Annotated in this window: 13 protein-coding genes and 1 riboswitch; of the genes, 7 read left to right on the forward strand and 6 right to left on the reverse strand. The window is 35.6% G+C overall.

Features of this window, described 5'->3' with window-relative positions; translation table 11 throughout:
- Positions 1-11 precede the first annotated feature (11 nt).
- Positions 12-1,067 carry a serine hydrolase domain-containing protein gene (locus BHE19_RS16465; RefSeq protein ID WP_070908033.1) on the reverse strand — a complete coding sequence of 352 codons (1,056 nt, stop codon included), beginning with the start codon at positions 1,065-1,067 and terminating at the stop codon, positions 12-14.
- 359 nt (positions 1,068-1,426) lie between these two features.
- Here BHE19_RS16465 and BHE19_RS16470 point away from each other — a divergent pair, with 359 nt between their 5' ends.
- Positions 1,427-2,614, forward strand: coding sequence for an outer membrane protein assembly factor BamB family protein (locus BHE19_RS16470; protein ID WP_070908034.1), 1,188 nt, complete (start codon positions 1,427-1,429; stop codon positions 2,612-2,614).
- A 594-nt stretch (positions 2,615-3,208) separates the two neighbouring features.
- Positions 3,209-4,906, forward strand: coding sequence for a potassium-transporting ATPase subunit KdpA (gene kdpA, locus BHE19_RS16475; RefSeq protein ID WP_070908196.1), 1,698 nt, complete (start codon positions 3,209-3,211; stop codon positions 4,904-4,906).
- 158 nt (positions 4,907-5,064) lie between these two features.
- Here kdpA and BHE19_RS16480 read toward each other — a convergent pair whose 3' ends face one another.
- Both BHE19_RS16480 and BHE19_RS16485 read right to left on the reverse strand, forming a co-directional pair.
- Complete coding sequence (locus BHE19_RS16480; protein ID WP_070908035.1) at positions 5,065-6,180, reverse strand: hypothetical protein; 1,116 nt, start codon at positions 6,178-6,180, stop codon at positions 5,065-5,067.
- A 4-nt stretch (positions 6,181-6,184) separates the two neighbouring features.
- On the reverse strand, positions 6,185-6,529 hold the full coding sequence (locus BHE19_RS16485) for a hypothetical protein (protein WP_017498262.1): 345 nt from the start codon (positions 6,527-6,529) through the stop codon (positions 6,185-6,187).
- Positions 6,530-6,810: 281 nt separating this feature from the next.
- Positions 6,811-7,012: riboswitch (cobalamin riboswitch) on the forward strand.
- A 462-nt stretch (positions 7,013-7,474) separates the two neighbouring features.
- Here BHE19_RS16485 and BHE19_RS16490 point away from each other — a divergent pair.
- From BHE19_RS16490 to BHE19_RS16505, 4 genes are all read left to right on the forward strand, one after another.
- Positions 7,475-8,764 (forward strand): hypothetical protein, encoded by a 1,290-nt coding sequence (locus BHE19_RS16490; protein ID WP_070908036.1) that lies wholly within the window; start codon positions 7,475-7,477, stop codon positions 8,762-8,764.
- A gap of 43 nt (positions 8,765-8,807) precedes the next feature.
- Positions 8,808-10,049 (forward strand): hypothetical protein, encoded by a 1,242-nt coding sequence (locus BHE19_RS16495; RefSeq protein ID WP_070908037.1) that lies wholly within the window; start codon positions 8,808-8,810, stop codon positions 10,047-10,049.
- Between the two features lie 12 nt (positions 10,050-10,061).
- Positions 10,062-11,300: a hypothetical protein gene (locus BHE19_RS16500; RefSeq protein WP_070908038.1), complete on the forward strand. Its 1,239-nt coding sequence runs from the start codon at positions 10,062-10,064 to the stop codon at positions 11,298-11,300.
- Positions 11,301-11,366: 66 nt separating this feature from the next.
- Positions 11,367-12,314 (forward strand): DUF4465 domain-containing protein, encoded by a 948-nt coding sequence (locus BHE19_RS16505; protein WP_070908039.1) that lies wholly within the window; start codon positions 11,367-11,369, stop codon positions 12,312-12,314.
- 142 nt (positions 12,315-12,456) lie between these two features.
- Here BHE19_RS16505 and BHE19_RS16510 read toward each other — a convergent pair whose 3' ends face one another.
- On the reverse strand, positions 12,457-13,908 hold the full coding sequence (locus BHE19_RS16510; protein ID WP_165607932.1) for an FAD-dependent oxidoreductase: 1,452 nt from the start codon (positions 13,906-13,908) through the stop codon (positions 12,457-12,459).
- A gap of 249 nt (positions 13,909-14,157) precedes the next feature.
- On the opposite strand from BHE19_RS16510, the gene BHE19_RS16515 reads away from it, so the two are divergent.
- Positions 14,158-15,534 (forward strand): hypothetical protein, encoded by a 1,377-nt coding sequence (locus tag BHE19_RS16515; RefSeq protein ID WP_070908041.1) that lies wholly within the window; start codon positions 14,158-14,160, stop codon positions 15,532-15,534.
- A 75-nt stretch (positions 15,535-15,609) separates the two neighbouring features.
- On the opposite strand, the gene BHE19_RS16520 is transcribed toward BHE19_RS16515, so the two are convergent.
- Together BHE19_RS16520 and BHE19_RS16525 are read right to left on the reverse strand one after the other, a co-directional pair.
- Complete coding sequence (locus BHE19_RS16520; protein ID WP_070908042.1) at positions 15,610-17,175, reverse strand: serine hydrolase; 1,566 nt, start codon at positions 17,173-17,175, stop codon at positions 15,610-15,612.
- 177 nt (positions 17,176-17,352) lie between these two features.
- Entirely contained in the window at positions 17,353-18,153 is an 801-nt protein-coding gene (locus BHE19_RS16525; RefSeq protein ID WP_070908043.1) for an MBL fold metallo-hydrolase, read from the reverse strand.
- Between the last annotated feature and the right edge of the window lie 13 nt (positions 18,154-18,166).

The following is an 18,166-nucleotide window of genomic DNA, read 5'->3' on the forward strand; positions in this document are numbered from 1 at the left end:
AAATTTGAGTTTTAGTTCAACAGATTACTTTTTCTAACGATTTTTCTAATTTCCTGTTCAAAATAATAAGCAATACTAAAATTTTCAAATGCTTGATTTTCCATAACAATAACGCTGGTTTTGGTTTTTGGATAGTATAAATTGACCGCTGTAAATCCTTCACTGGGATGAAAACCTGTATGTCCGATTTCCATAATATTGGTTTTATCATTTATTCGCAATCCATAACCATAACCAATTGGTTTATCACCAAAAAGGGGATGTGTATTGGTGATTGAATAAGCAATCATCATTTTATAAGTAGCGGGTTTTAATAGTTGACCTGAGTGCAGACATTCATTCCATTTTGCTAAGTCAGGAACCGAAACAATTAAATGACTGCCAAAATAATTATGAATATCAAAATTTAATTGTTCGTTCAGCTTAATACTACCTTCTTTTTTTATGGAGTGCCCTTTTGTTAAAAATGTGTTGTTTGTCTCATTTGGGTAGTAACTGTTGGTCATCCCGCACTTTTTAAACAAGGCAGTTACTAACTCTTCAAAACTTTTATGACTTTGTTTTTCCAAAACTTGTCCTGCTACATAATAGCCAATATTAGAATAATTAAAAGCAGCTCCCGGAGTAAATTTAAGAGGTTTATCTATGTCTTCACTGCTTAATCCCGAAGTATTGTTGAGCAATTGATTAACAGTGATGGTATCTGCCCACGAATATTTTAATTCCGGTAAATATTTGCGAATAGGGGTTTCTAAATTGATTGTTCCTTTTTCTACTTCTTGTAAGATAAGTGTAGCCGTGATTTGTTTGGCAATTGACATTGTTGAAAATTTATCAGAAATTTTCAGTTCTGTTTTCTTGTTGAAATCAGAATAACCATGTGCTTTAGCATATTTTATTTTTCCGTTTTGTTTAATAACAATTGCTCCGTTAAAATTTCTTGGGTTTGTGGTTTGTATTAGACTGTCAATTTTTGCAGAAAAGTCGTCTTCTTGTTGTGCGTAATTGTTGCAGCTAATAAAAAGTACTAAAAAGAGGATTTTGAAGAATGTAGGGGTTTGTTTCATTAAATTGTTTATTAGTAGATATCAATTGACTTTTCCTGAGCGAATGTAAGAATTATTAGAGTAAATTATTTGGTTGATTTGGAAAACAAACTAAAAATATTTCTCGTCACTGTTTAGCTGAAATTTTCTTTAAACCATGGGAGAAATGGCTTGTATACAGGTTTGTTAGAACTATAAAAGTATCCTTATTCCTTAAGAAGTTTTTTTAGCTGTTATTTCTGGAATATTGATCTAGCAGTGAAAATTGTTTCTATATTAGTACCGTAATAATTTTAAGCATTTATCAAGCACGGAATCACTTAAAAACGCAATTTTGTCTTGATAAAAAGAAATCAGTTCATTTAACCCCAAATCTAAAAATGAAAAAAAATATAATTACTCTTTTATTTGCATGTGCCGTTACCAATATGTTTGCACAGGTGCCAACCGTTTCAGCACCGGTTAAAATAGAAGCTGCAGGTAATATTAGCGATAAAGTTACTCATAAAGTGCTAAAACCGTTGGCGAAAGTTGCATTGGATAAAGAGTCGATATTGATTTACGATTACGACGGTTCTCTTTTTTCCTTCAATTTAGAGTCTGAAAAAATTAACTGGACCGTAAAAGCAACAGATTCCTTTACGGAGTTGTGTGCAAATGCTATCACATTGCAGGACGGAGTAGTATATGTTCCTTTTATTAACGGAGAAATTTTTGCCATTGATAATCAGAGTGGTGCTGTTTTTTGGAAATCAAGACTGGGGAATAGCACAGATCAGATCATCCTGAAAAATCAGATTCCGGTTATAAATGAGGGAAAATTATTCGTAACCTCCCAAAACGGTAACCTTTATGCGCTTGATATAAAGACTGGTGGTTTATTATGGAATCATAAACTAGATGCTGAAAATAATGAAAGTCCGGTTCTTTTATTCAATAACAAAGTTTTTATTCAAAGCGGAACTTCTGTTTATAGTTTTGAAGCCAATACAGGAAAACTTCTTGTTCAAAAGACCTGTGAAGAAGCCATGCGCGGAAAATTAGTAACCGATGGAGAAAATATATTTACTGCAAATGAAAAAAATGTAGTTTTTGCTCTAAATCCTGATAGATTAGATGTTTTGTGGCAGTTTAAATTGGAGGAAACTCAGAATAATATTAAGGAACGTATATTTTGCAAAGACAAGAAGCTATATTTCGCCGCACAAGGACCCGAAGTTTCTTCGATATACGCTGTAGATTCAAAAGCAGGAACTCAAATTTGGAAAAGGGATTTTAAAGGCGATAATGTTGAGTATATGGTCGAAGAAAGTGATAATATTTGGGGGTACACTCGTAAAAGTAAGCTTTTTCAATTGGACATTACAAATGGTGAAATTGCATTTGAATACAAATTATCAACGAGACCTATTTCAAATCTTGAATTCTTGGGCGATGATTACTTTTTTTATTATTCTGATGCGGCTTTGATTCAGTTTGAATATAAAACCAAAGACGAAAACGAAGTTTATTTGCGAACCTCAATTAAAGATGATGTGTATAGTGCATTTTTAAAATTGATTCGATAAACAAAAAAACGCATCAGTTTTCTTCAGGTTTTATTCTGTGTCGCTTTATTCAGGGAGTGATAAGTTGTTTATTGTTACTATTTCTGACTTATTTGCCTGAAGGTGAAAAGCGTTGTATAAGCTGATTCGTTTTTTTGCCATACATTTCTATGTCATAATTCTTTGATACACCATAATAGTTATAATGGTTATAAAAATAACTTGTATCGTAAGTATGATTTTGTTTTTTTGTCTTCGCTCTTTAGTAGCTTGTTTAAAAATTTTAAAGTAACCGGCATTTTTTTTATGTCTTTTCATGGCTTTGGAAATTAAATTTGATAAAAGTAAACGGACTTACTTTGTGTGTTTTTTATACAAATGATGTGCCGTAAAAAGCATTTTCTAATTAATTATTTGATTTTTAGCTTCCTATTCCTTTAGATTTTTCAGGAATAAAAAGGAAATAGTATCAAAATGATAGTGTAATCGTATCAAAATGATAAGGTAGTGGTATTTCCTACAAGTGCTTTTGGTTGTAAATCAGGGATTAACATTTTTATTGTTCGTGTGGACTAGTTGTTGGTGCTTTCGCAAAGAACCTCAATCTTAAAAAATATGTTAACTCAACTAATAGTTTCACTTGGTCTTCTTCTTACTGTTATTTTGCTGTCGGTCATCGTAGGTCGGGAAATGAAAAAAATATATGCAAATGAAAAAAGCATAACAGACTTAATTAATCCATTAGACCGATTGATATACCGGTTTTGTAAAATTGACCCCACGGTTCAAATGAATTGGAAAACATATTTAAAAGTATTGTTATCTGTACAGTTCATATGGTTCCTCTGGGGATTTGTTATTTTATTGCTCCAGGGAAAACTTTTCTTAAATCCGGCTGGTATCGACAGTATGGAGTGGACATTGGCGTTAAATTCAACAATTAGTTTTTTGACCAGTACCAACTTGCAGCACTATTCAGGAGAGACAGGAGCGAGTTATTTTGCACAGGTAGGCGTGTTTATGCTTTTACAGTTTTTAAGTGCAGCCACAAGCCTTTGTGCGGGTGTAGCAATAGTCAGGGGACTTGCTGCTCAATCGATACAAGGATTAGGAAATTTTTATAGCGATTTTGTAAAATCATCTACTCGTATACTGTTGCCGTTAAGTATAATTACCGCAACTTTTTTTTTGTTTAACGGTGTGCCAATGACATTTGATGAACCTGAGAAAATTACCTCTGTTGAAGGCAGAGAAGTAGTAGTGTCAACAGGACCTGCGGCAGCTTTTCTTCCCATCAAGGAATTAGGATCTAATGGTGGCGGCTTTTTTGGAACCAACTGTGCGCATCCATTTGAAAATCCTAACTTTTTTACCTACATCATTCACACTATTATCGTTTGGCTTTTGCCGATGTCTTTTATCATTTTCGTAGGCCGGTATCTCAACAATAAAAAATTTTCAAGAATGCTTTTGGGAGTGATGTTGATGGGGTTTGTTGTAACTTGTATTCCCTTAATCTGTGGTGAAATGTCCGGTAATCCCAAATTCAGTGCAATGGGAATTGACTCATCACCAGCCAATATGGAAGGTAAAGAGGTGCGTTTTGGAACGTATTATTCCTCTTTTTACAGTGCGGTTAATATGATAATCCCGGCTGGTACCATAACAGGTATGCACGATAGTTATATGCCGTTGTCTTCGATTGGGATGTTTATAGGAATGCAGGTAGATGCGTTTTTTGGAGGGCTGGGTACCGGATGGATCAATATGTTTATTTATCTGATCATAGCCACTTTTATCGGTTCACTGATGGTAGGACGAACTCCGGAGTTGTTTGGCAGGAAAATCTCGATTAAGGAAGTTCAGGTAGCAGTTTTGGTAAACCTTTGCGCTTTGGCGATACCATTATTATTTTCGGCAATTGCTGTTCACGTTTATTTGTATGTTCCGGAAGCTGTTGAGTGGCTGAGTAACACAGGACCACACGGTTTTACCACCATAGTTTATGAGTATGTGTCTTCGATGGCGGGAAATGGAAGCGGGTTTGAAGGGCTGGCTGATAACACTCCTTTCTGGAATTTAACCACTTCGGTTACGATGCTTGCCGGTCGCTTTATTCCGATGATTGGAGCATTTTTGATCATTGGTTATTTAAGTGCTAAAAAAGCCGTAGCTCCTTCGCTGGGCACTTTGAGAGTTGATTCGGGTATTTTTGGAACCTTATTATTTATGGTCATTATGATTTTGACTGTGATGTCCATGTTTATTGTTTTTGCATTAGGACCTGTACAGGAACATTTGCTAATGATTTAATAGTAGTATTGTAATTTTTTTATTAATATAAGACATAGAAGCATACTTGTTTCTAATCAGTTAATTGAAAGAAAAAACAAGTATGCTTTCTTTTTTATAGGATTTCAGATTTTATATTACATCTAATGGATTTTGTGGGTTATTTCTTTATAGTTTAATTATTCGAGAGATGGTGATGAATTGCCAAAATTTAATCCCCAATTTACTCCAAAAAGCGCCAGAAGGTTATCTTCTTTTTGAAAGTCCTTTCCAAATGCTCCTGTGATACTTATGTTTTTATTTATCCTAAAACTTATATTACCTACAGATCTTTCACTTTTTACAGTTCCGTTTCGTTTGATGTATTCATATCCTAAGGTAAATTTTCCAAATTCAAAACTTAATTTACTCCCGAAATCTCTATAATAATTAGTGGTATAAACATTAGTAGAATCCATATTAAAACCATCTTCGATATATCGGCCAATAAACAGAAGATTTGCATAGTTATTGGTAGAACTTTCTTCATTATCCTCATTTAGAATCAGATTAAATTCGCCGGTTAGCCATGATCCAAAACGATTAATTGTTCCGCCATTTATAGAATTGTCCTTGAACAAGTCACTATAAGCAGCGGCGACATCGAGTTTGAATATTGGCTTAATAATTTTTTCGTAAGCTTTTAAGCGATCTCTTATTTTTTGTTTTTCATAAAATTCCTCTATAGCTTTTTTTTGTTCTGCTTCATCTACTATTTGAAGTATTTCATCAGGAACTACCAATGCTTTATCTGTTAATACACTTTGAATATTTTGTTTCTTTTCCTGTATTTTTTCTTTATCAAAAAAACGTAACAATGTTGTTCTTAGTCCTATAGAAAAGGTCTGGCGTTTGTTGTCACCTGCAATAGTTTCAAAATCCTTTTTTAAATAAGCAAAAGAAAGGGTCGTTGTATTTAATCCGCTAAAAGGATTTTGTTTTAAGTTGCCTGTTGCCTTATCTTTCGTAACACCTATGTATCTGTCGTAGGTCCTTTTTTTACTTTTGGTATTAATAAAAAAGTAGGGCGTTACTTCTATAGCCATACTTTCACCAAAATTGTTTTGCACATGTAATGCTAAGGCTTTTACATTTTCGGGAGTGTATATATCTGTTACCGTCTCTTCCAGTAGTTGAAAAGCAGGGCTGGTTAAATTAGACATAGGAAACTCACTTAATGGAACATTTTTTTCCTGCGCATTGTTGTTCCAAATGTTTCCTACTATTATAATTATTAGTAAGTAATAGTTTTTCATAACTTTATTGTTTTGTAAATTGAACGTATGCAAATGCTATAAACAGTTGATTGTATATTTTCCTTTTTTTAACAGTTAGCTTCTGGGTTTGATCACCATAAGAAACTTCAATATCTAATCGGGTAGTCGCCATTATTTGGTCAATATTTTGATCAACGTGAAACAAGGATTGCACGGTCATTTTTTCATTCTGCAGTGTTGAAAGATCTCCCAGAATTACTGAAAATTGATTGTCAGGGTAAGTTGTTACCTCACCTTTTAAACGAATAGCAGCACCAACAATTGCATCAGAACTTATCGCTACATTTAGTGTAACCTGAACCCCTTGAGGGATTTTTACTGTTTCCATAATATTTAAGTTTTAGTTATTTATAAAAGTAACTAGTCAGGATATTCTGAAATCAAGTATATATACCTGATTTAGGGATCAAAAGGAACTTTTAAGGGTATTGTTTTACTTATGAAAATTGAGATTAAAAATAAATAAAGAAGTTTAGTCAGTAAATATGTATCTGTAATTGGTATCATTGGATAGACCTTCGGAAAAAGTTTAAAATTTTGGTAACGCATTGATTAATATTAAAATTTCATTTTTTTATTCAGAATTACGCTATTGTAAAAGATAGTTATATATTTGCGCCAGATTTTGGTCTGTTTTTTCTTAAGAAAAAATGGTTAAAAGGGAATCAGGTGCAAATCCTGAACAGACCCGCTACTGTAAGTTCTATACAAGTCTTTAAACGTTACTAATGCCATTGCCCCGCTTGCGGGATGAGAAGGCTGTTTTAAAGATGGAACAAGTCAGGAGACCTGCCACAATCACATAGTTTAAGACTTTCGTGGAATAAAGTTGAAGAACAATAAACGAACCTGTCATTTTTATGACGGGATTCTTCCTTATTGCGTTTTTAATTTATACATCCGGGAGTTTTCTTAATTCAATAAGTGATGTATAATACAAAAAGAGAATTCTTATTTATTGTTATCGTTTTTGCTTCTATTCTGCTTCAGTCGGGAGTGTTGTATAGTTGCTTTTTCTCTCTGAGAGCATCACTTCTGAAAAGGAAATCAGTATTGAATCGGTATTTTTCGAATGCATTATCTGGTGGTGTCTTCCCTTATTTTAATCCTGTTCTAATAAAAAACCAATACAATTTCAGGGGTGTTTGGCGGTGCCCGATTGTATACACTTACAAGGATAACATTGCGCTCTGTTGAAGACTTTAATTAAAACTTCTTTTGTTATTCCTTCAATTTCTCCTGCTTTTACCACTACCAAACTAAACAATACCACATGTACCACAATATTTTCAAAAACTTCCAATCCTTATTGTTGCTTATTGCAGTACTCTCATTAACCAATTGTTCTGATGATAACGCATCAAATGAAAATAGTAATCCGACACCTGTTAGTTCAGATTTAGCTTTTAGTATGCAGAGATTTACAATTATGACTTTAAATCCAACGATCAGCGCAACAACAGAAGCTACTTACAGTTGGACCATCACAAAAGCACCTTCAGAAAGTTATGCACTAAGTACTACTACAGCAAAGGAGCTTTTATTTGCGGCAGCAGAAGCAGGAGTTTATGAATTAGCCGTAACTGTAAATGACAAAGGAAATGTACAAACTCAAAAAGTTGTCGTTACCGTTACAAAAGAAACGAAGGAGTATAAAAGCTATATCTCAAAAGTATTTGAATTTAAACCGGCTCCCGGGCAGTTTGTAAACGATCTGCCTATTGCTAATGACGGCGATACCCCTGAAAGAATTTTATCAAGAGCCAATACTTATCTGGCCAAGAAAAATGGTGATCTGGTTTCATTGGGGGCTTTTGGTGGTTATGTTGTTTTTGGATTCGATCATACCATTGTTAATGTTAAGGGTAAACGTGATTTTAGAATTTTGGGCAATGCTTTCTGGGCAGAGGCTAATCCAAATCCGAACAGTACGATGCGCGGCGGAAGCAGTGAAGCAGGAGTTATCATGGTTGCTTACGATACAAATAAAAACGGACTTCCGGACGATCAGTGGTACGAGATAGAGGGGGGCGGACATAAAATGCCTAAAACGATTCAGCATTATGAAATAACGTATTACCGACCTGATCCCAATAAAATTCCGATGTCGGGTGGAACTACGGGTACAGTAGGTTTTGTTGATATGGAGTATATTTTATGGAAAGACAATCAGGGGAAAAGTGGCTATCTGGTTCAGAATAATGCCTACAATCATTCTTTAGATTACTGGCCAAAATGGCTTAAAGATCAATCTTCTATCACTTATAAAGGAACAAGATTGCCCGATAACGCAGTTGATGAAAGCGGATCGGGAAGTTACTTTGTACAATATGCTTTTTTATACGGATATGCAGATAATGCTCCGAACAATGATGATGATTCAGGCATAGATATTAACTGGGCTGTGGACGAAAAGGGAAACAAAGTAGTGCTTCCCGGGATCGATTTTGTGAAAGTGTACAATGGCCTTAATCAGCAGGCGGGATGGCTCGGAGAAACTTCAACAGAAATAATGGGGGCAACAGATTTGCATCTTTCAGGAGAAAGCATTCCTACGCGTTAATCCATTCAAAAATGTATTAAACTAAATTATTATATCAGGAATTATGAAAAAAAACTTTGCCCATTTATTATTATTGGCTTTTGCAGCGGCATTTACCGGATGCAGCGATGACGATAAAAATGATGCCAACACCGGAGAAGGACTCGCCATACCAATAGCAGTAAAGCTTCAGGATAAATTTGAAGTAAACACCTTTAAAGTTTTGAATATTACAGCTTCAGCTGAAACAAGTAATCCAAATTATCAATGGGTACTTAAAAAAAATCCGGTGAATCAGACTAAAGATTCGATTATAGGAACTACAAAAGATTTACGATTTGTTGCTTTATATCCCGGTGCATATGAACTAACCTTAAATGTTACGGAAGGAGATAAAAAAGGGACAAGTGGCACTATAGTGAATGTGATAAATGAGACTCAAAATTACAATCCTTACATAACAAGTATTCAGGATTTTAATCCGGCACCCGGAATGTTTGCCAATGATTTATACAAAGACGGATTTTCTAAAGCTGATGTTATGAGGGTAGCATTGGGAAGAATAAGTGAAACCAGTGTAGGATATCCAATTGATTTAGGAGGTTTTGGAGGTTCAATTGTGGTTGGATTTGATCATATGGTGGTTAATCTTTCAGGAAAAAAAGACTTCAGAGTTTACGGAGCAGATTTAACGGATAAAGCCAATCCTCCGGCTCCGGGTTTAATTTATGTTGCTTATGATAAAAATGCTAATGGAAAACCCGATGAAGACGAATGGTATGAAATCATAGGAAGTCAGCATGCTAAAGAAAATACGGTTAAGAATTTTAAAATTACCTACTATAAACCTGCGGCTGGTAAGAAAGTAGTCGTAAGCGGTCCAAATGATCCTTTTTTAGATCGTGAGCATGTTTATTGTGAGAACAACCAATCTCAAACGTACTTTTTGCCAAGGTCTAAAACTAAGAAAGAGTATTATCCAGCCTGGGATACTCAAAATACAGCTGTTTACGAAGGAACAAAGTTAAACGTAAATTTTGCAGCAGTACGTCCGGGGCAAACTACTTTGTGGAATTTTGAGGCTCCGGAATGGGGATACGTAAATGCCAAAAGCCCTGATATTGATATCGACTGGGCCGTAGACAAGAATGGAAATAAAGCAAATCTTCCGGGAATTCATTTTATCAAAGTAGTGAACTGTGTCAGCGAACCAATGGGACTTTGTCACCAGCAATCGTCTATGGCTACGCGATTCTCGGGAGCTGCAGATCTTCAAATAATTAAAAAATACAATCTAAAAAAGTAAGAAGAGAAGAATATGAAAAAGTTTATAAAATATAGTTTGTACCTCGCCATTGTTTGCTCTTTTTACAATTGCAGTAATGATGATACAAAGCCGGAGCCTGTAATTGAAGAACCTAAACCGGAGCCGATTAAAGATCCAACTCTTACTATAAAATTGCAGGCAGATTTTACAACGGAGCGATACAATGTGGTAGCGATTGATCCCGAAGTAACGATTGAAAATGCAAATGGCGCTGTTGCCCAATACAAATGGACTTTAAAAGTAACCGGAAAAGACGGAGTGGCTAAAGATTCTGTTATTGGCGACAGTAAGACCTTGAAGTTTATAGCACCAAAAGCACTAAGCTATGCTGTAGATTTTACCGTAACACTAAATAAGTTGGTAAAACAGGCTTCTACTAAAGTTACAGTTGCCGAAACCGGTAAAACGTATACTTCGAAAGCACTTTCAATTATAGATTATGTGCCTGCTCCGCATTATAACAATGACGGTTTTGAGTTTACAACGAAAGCGGAAGCGATAGAGAATGCACAGGCTATTTTGGCCGACGGGTCTCTAGTTGATCTGGGAACTTTTGGCGGTTATATCGTAACAAAATTCGACCATACGGTGATCAATGCTTATGGCAAACGTGATTTTACAGTTCAGATGAATACAGTTTCGAATGCTTCAAAGTTTTCTCCTGTGAGTATTATGGTGGCTTATGATGCCAATAAAAATGGAATTGCAGAGGATAATGAGTGGTACGAAATAGCCGGAAGTGAGTATTATAAATCGACTACAGTTAAGAACTATGAGGTGACATATTACAAACCGGATCCAAATAAAACTGCCGTAGCAGGAAAGTACGATTGGCAATTCGACAAGGAATATCTTAAATGGGCAAATAATAAAACGGCTTCAGGTTTTATCACCAGAACAAAAAAATGGAGACGATACAATTATTACCCACAATGGCTTGGAGATTCTTACACACTAAAAGGAACAAAAGTCAATTTGGCTACAAAAGATATTAGCGATGGAGAAGGTACAGCATTCAATGTTGGAACTTTTGAATGGGGCTATGGCGGAATCAAAGATCCTTCAATAGACATTAGCTGGGCTGTAGATAGTAATGGTAATAAAGTACATCTTCCCGGGGTAGATTTCGTAAAAGTATACGTGCCTACGTTCACAGAGATTGGCGCATTAGACCTGGTTACGAACTCCTTCAAACAAGCAGAAGATTTGAATTTTGCTGCAGGCAAATAATCGAAAAGCCTCAATAAAAACTGTTTATTAATCAACCAAGAATATTAATCCAAATTTTTATAAATCATGAAAAAAGTACTTTATTTTTTGACAGTAGGTTTGATTCTGGGACTTTCGTCCTGTAGTAATGATGAAAATCTATTAAATAGCGAAAGCGGCAGTGCAGCGATTAAAAGCTCAGGCTCAACTTCTAAAAGTGCGGTGACCGATCCTTCAATAGGAACAACTACTACGCTTAACCTGACAAGTTCTTTATTGACCAGCGGAACATCAACAACAGGCGGGAAGTATTGGCAAAATACCTATGTGGCAAGTACCAATTTAACCGTTGATATATTTAAATTTTCACATAGCGGAACATCATCAGGTTACAATTATTGGGATGGTTTTATTGTATCGAATGTAAACGATATCACAAATTACGGTTCGGGAGCAGGTACTGGCGGATCTAACGGTTGGGTAGCCAATCAGTGGGGTACTATGGCAGGAAGCGGTTTCGGAACTTCTTCTACAATTTCGGCAGGTACTCCGGGTACAACAGGAGATCCGTACATCGTAGCATACTGGTCAAGTTATACAGATCCTAAAAATCCACAGGGAACTACTTTCAGTGAGACAAGTTTCTCTAACTGGATTAAAATTGGAAATACAGGATTGTACAATGTAAAAGGATTAAAAATCAACATGCACCCATGGTCATATTATGGTTGTTTGTATGGAGACGGTTTTGCTCAGGCATTTTCTTCAGGAGATCACTTTGAATTGTTAATTTACGGAGTAGATTCAAGCGGAACTATTACTGCGCCAATTACACAATCATTGGCTGATTACACAGGAGGTTCTTTAGTAATGCCAACAGGATGGGTGAACGTGAATACTACGGCGCTTCAAGGTTTAGGGGACGTAAAATACCTTGTTTTCCAAATGGCTTCAACAGATTCACACCCGGTATACGGAATGAATACCGCAGCTTATTTCTGCTTAGACAAGCTGTCTGTAAAAAGAATTCAATAATACTAAAATTTAATATCGAAAAGGAGTCATTGAAAAGTGGCTCCTTTTTTTAGTTTAAAACATATAGGTTGTAGTAAAAAATCTGCTTGATCTGCAAAAACTGCGAGAAAAAAACTGTAGAAAAACGCAATAAACGATTGGCTTATTTATTCTTTAAACATCTTCCTCTTGGTTCATCACCTTCGTGAAGAACAATTTCAGAATGAAGGAATTCTGCAGCTTCGGCAGAACCTTTTACTTTGGTGGCACTTCGCACAAGCATCTCGGATTCAAACTCAGTCAAAACGCTTTCTCTTATTCCTGCTTCTCTCCAGTTGGATAGCGGTCTGCATCCTCTTACGATTCCGCGAGCCAAAGAAAGCGCATCTAACAATGCCTGATTAGCTCCTTGTCCTTTGAAAGGGCTCATCGGATGTGCTGCGTCCCCAATCAATGTGGTCCGTTTATTTTTTGCTAATAATTCGGGACGAAGTAATTCACGGTCGTATACCGGATAACCTGAAATTTGCGTCTCTAAAGTTGCCGATAAAATTTGTGGGATAGGGGCATGCCATTGTGTTCTTCGACAAGCCTCTTCTTTTAGCGCTTTCGGTCCTTGTGCGCTCAATATTTTAGCTTCGTCTTCGGACATTGGAAAACTAAGCTGCCACATTACAGAATCTTCTGTATAAGGCATCATATAAATTCGCTCATTGCCGTTAGCGGTTTGAAACACAGTTGCCGAGTCGAGCAAATTATGATCAAGTCCATCAAGAGCCTTTAACGGACAAATACCTAATATCACAATACATCCCAGATAACGCAAAGGAGTAACCTCGTCACCAATTAATAGTTTTCGTACCGTACTGCGAATGCCATCAGCTCCCACTACAAGATCGGCTTTAGTACTTATGATTTTGCCATTTACTTCAAAATTTAAGGAAATACTTTGGTCTTCTGATTCCTTAAAATCTATGAGTTGATGTCCCCACTGCACGATATCATTTGCCCCAAGTTGTTTCAGCAGTGCCGAACGCAAATGTTGTCGGGCAATATGCATATTCGTTCGCTTCGGGGCTGTTTTGGTATCCGATGGAATCCATTTTCGAATACCCCATTCTCCAATTACTTTTCCTTCCGGAGTATGTACCAAATGTCTGGTTGAAATGACCTTTTCTTCTAAAGAGAATATACCAAATCCTTCAATGGCTTTACTGGCTTGTTGTAAGGTGAGACCATAACCTTGTGATCGGGCATCAAAGTTAGTATCGCGTTCGTAAAGAGTAAAAGGAATTCTGCGGTGCAGACAAGCGACAGCCAATGCAACTCCTCCGATACCGGCTCCAATTATGGCAACATGCGGGTAGTTTTCTTTGTCAATCATAGTAGGATGTTCCGAAGGAATCAATCCCGATCCGTCACAGTGGAGACAGACATTGAGATGCGCTTTAGGACGAGTAGGGGAAACTCCTGAGTCCTTTGATTTTTCAAAGTTTTCCAGCGCTATCTGATATTGAAGCCGCACTTTCTTGCTGAGTCTTTGGCTTTTTTTACCACGTCCCTGACATTCGGGACAAATAGTCCAGTTTCTTTCTGCATTTTCAATCGTATGTATTCCCACTTTTTTACCTAATTTAGACACTTCAGCATTTGAAAACTTTGCTATGCTTGTAACAAGACTGCAAATTTAAGACAAAAGAGGGCTAGTGCAAAATAGTAAGCGATAGATACTAAAAAGAGATTGTAAGAGTTATTGAAGATAACATAGCAGTTACTGTTTTGTTTAGGGTATCGTGAGTGTTTGTTGTCTGCTTATTTTTGAGTTACTTTTAATTCTTATCGAATAAATTTTAATTACTAAACAATGAAAATTACTTTAAAAATTAAGCTTTTGGTCGTTATGCTGTGTGCCGTAACCAATTGGTCTTTTGCTCAAAAAACAGTATTTAATATTAAGTATTCTGAGCAATTAGCTGTTTTTGTTTTCCTTCAGAATTTATCCGAAAACTATCCCGACAACGTTTTTAAAACTGAGTTTCAAAAATCAAAATACAACACTGAGAAATTTCAGAAACTGGCAGTAGAATTTGATCATCTGACATTGGATTACAGCTATCCATTTGAAGAATTCCCGGAAGGTTCCAAAAAACCAATGCAATCTTTTGATTTTTTGAGAAAAAACTTAATCGAAACAGAAAATTTAAAAGATTTTAAAATACGCTCTATTGGAGTTTTAACCAACAAAACACTGAATGATCTTACGAGAATAATTTCCGCTTTTACTCCGATTTACAACGAACTCATATACAATCCCAATAAAGAAAAATTTGAAAAACAGCTCGTTGAAATTACCAAATACGCAAAGGAAAATGACCTGGAGCGTTATTTTGAAATGGGTTTGATTTTTTACAATTCGAGTTGGGATACTTCAATTCCTTTTGAAATCGCATTTTATCCTTTGCCTAATTCTAAAGGCTTTACCGCGAATTCTTTTGGTAATAATTTCATCAGTGCCATTCAAACAGATTTAGACGATTATAAGGATCTCTTTAGTGTAATGTTGCACGAAACGTATCATATTATTTACAACGAACAGCCATTGGAAGTAAAAAAAATGATCGACAATAGTTTCAAAGAAAACAAATCAAAATACAGTAATTACGCCTATCATCTGCTTAACGAAGCGCTGGCAACTTCCTTAGCCAATGGTTATGTATACGCACAGCTGAATGGAAAAGTTGATGATGGTGACTGGTACAATAAAAAATACATCAACCTCATGGCAAAAGAAATTTACCCTATGCTAAACGAGTACATTTCTCAAAAAAAAGCCATAGACAAAAGTTTCATAGATCGTTATATTGAAATCTACGAAACAAAATTCCCAAACTGGATAAACGAAATGGATAATCTAATGGCTTACAGATATGTTATTTCTGAAAATGAAAAGGATTTTGACGTCATCAAGCAAAAGTATCGTTACCGTTCCAGATCAGAGGATGAAACCGAAATTAGCAGAAGCACTCTTGAAAAAATGCAAAAATCAAATCTGACTAAGATGATCATTGTTTCTAAAAATAATGCCGAAAATTTAAAACTCATTAAGAACAGTTTTAAAGAATTAAAAAACTGGAAGTTCAATGCTGCTAAAGAGTTTGATTACAAGATATTATTGGAAGATAAAAGTCAGCTTTTCATTATTAACCAGAAGGAATCAGAACTAAAAGCATTACTTGATTGAATAGAGAAGCAAAAAGTCCGCAAAGTATAAAGAAAACTTTGCGGACTTTTTTTAAATTTTAGTATAAAAACAGGTTTACTTATTCACTCTTTTTAGATCCAGATCCTGAAAGTCAAAACTGAAATCAATATTAGGAGAGATGCCTTTCATTTTAATTGATTGTGCTTTACCGGTTTCATCCAGTGAAAACATCGCAAAGGCATCACAATTCATTGCCTGATATTCCCATTTTATGGCAAATGTATTAGCATTATAAAAAGCCATAGGGCCATTTAATTTTGGTGAACGATAGGATCTGAACCATAACTGTTTGTTTTTTTCAAATACTTCAATTTCTCCAAACCAATTGTCAGTATAAACTCCGATAAAGTCTTCGTTTTTTACTTTCACATTTTTTGTCAGTTTTACTTTTTCCCAAACATTCTTGGTAACATCATCTCCTGTGTTTCTGCCTTGTTTCATCCATTCCACAATTTTATTGGTCCAGCCAAAATCGTCCAGGCCTAAATAACTGTCAGAGATAGTATTGGTAACGGCAGTAAAGAGCCCGCCACCGCCATTCTCTGTGTTAGTTAAAATCACGATGCCTAAGTTTAGATCCGGGTACATCGTAACAATGGATAACATTCCCGGTAGACCTCCTGTATGAGAAACTTTTAGATTTCCTTTCACATCAGTTAATCCCCAACCCAGACCGTAACCGCTAAAATGTGAATTGTATCTCGGATCACGATCTACTTCTTCAACGGTATGGATGCGCCACATTTCGTTATGATTTTTAACAGAAAATAGTGTTGATTTCAAGTCACTTCCATACTGTCCTTTATTTAGACATAAAGTCATCCATTTTGCCATATCGGCTGCGTTTGAAATGATTCCTCCCGCAGCACCATTTATCTGTACTCCAAATCCATCAATTCGTTTTATAGTTCCGGATTCTGACGAATGTGATACAGCCAGATTGCTTTTATCCTTTATCCTGTCGCTTTGTGCAAAAGAATTGCTCATTTGCAAAGGATCAATAATTCGGGTTTGTATAAAATCTTCGTAAGCCATACCACTTACTTTAGAAATTAATTCTCCCGCTACGATATACAATAAATTGTCATAATCAAACTTAGTTCGAAAAGCAGATACCGGTTTAAAATATTGAAAACTAGTTAGAACATCATTTATTGTAAAATTGGAGCCGTCAGGGAAAAACATCAAATCACCCACACCTAATCCAAGTCCGCTGCGATGTGTAAGCAAATCCTGGATATTAAAATTTTCCGTAACATAATCGTTATACATTTTAAACTTTGGAAGATGGTCTTTTACTTTATCTGTCCATTTCAATTTGCCTTCGTCTTCCAGAATAGAGAGCGCTGCAGTTGTGAAAGCTTTGCTGTTAGAGGCTATTTGAAAATTTGTACTTTCATTTACGGCTTTTTTTGTTTCGATAGAGGCAACACCATATCCTTTTTGGTGAATTACTTTTCCATCTTTAACAACTGCAATTGAGGCACCGGCCACTTTAAATTTCTCCAAAGCGTCCTGCATTAAAAGATCTATTTTTTCAGATGTAATTTGCGAATAGAGAGGGGTAGAAGCGTAACAAATAAAGAGCATTAATGTAAACAGACGAGTTACTTTTTTCATAAATTTTTTTTAAGGTTATGGCGTTTTTTGATTGTTAGTTGGTGTTGTTAAAAATTAACATCCACATCAGCGAATATAGGAATTATCTTTAGAATTAAAGCCTTGTTTAGTAGATTAAAGGATGAATAACGAGTGCTTTTTTACAAGTCCTTTAACGGTTTAGAAGAATACATCTATCTAAAATTTTAATGCAGTTTCAATTCCGCTTTCCAGCCATAAGAATTTCTCCCTTAATTCCGATTTCTCAATTTCGCTTTTTAGTGATTTTACCGATTGCTTAAAATGCCACCAGCCTTCGTAATGAATTGGAATTACCGTAGAGGGATTTAAAAGCCGTGTCGTTTCAAGCGCCTCCTCGCCATTCATAGTAACCCTTAAATTCCTTTTCAAATAAGGAAAAGCTCCTGCTCCAAGATGCAAAATAGCCGTTTCAACCTTCTTTCTTTTTTCCAGTTCCAATAAACCTTCAAAAAGAACAGTATCTCCTGAAATATAGAGACAGCCGCCAGTTTGATCCTCCCATTCGATAGTAAAACCAATAACTTTTCCCATAACCTTATCCAGTCTTTTAATATTGGTATGCTGAGCAGGTATAGCTGTTATTTTCAAGCCTTTTACCCTCGTGGTTTCAACAGTATATTCCTCCCAGTTGTCAAGACCAATGGTATTATTGTTTTTTAAGCGTTTCACTGCGTCTTTTGTAGAGAGAACAACAGGTACAGTTTTGATAAATACCCTGCCGTTTTTGTCTAAATTATCGCTATGATGATCGTGGCTTAATAAAACCAAATCTACTTTTCCGATTTCAGCTATTGATAAGGCGGGGTCAATATATTTTTTTGAAAATGCCAATGGACGGCTTACATATTGTGGAAAAAAGTCGTCTTTTTTGTCCAGTGTCGGATCTGTAATAATTTTAAATCCATTGATGTTTATTAAAACACAAGCCGTGTCAATATGGGTAATGGTAACTTTCATTTTGTTCTGATTT

This window comes from Flavobacterium tructae (assembly GCF_001853485.1).
GTDB classification, from domain to species: Bacteria; Bacteroidota; Bacteroidia; order Flavobacteriales; family Flavobacteriaceae; genus Flavobacterium; species Flavobacterium tructae.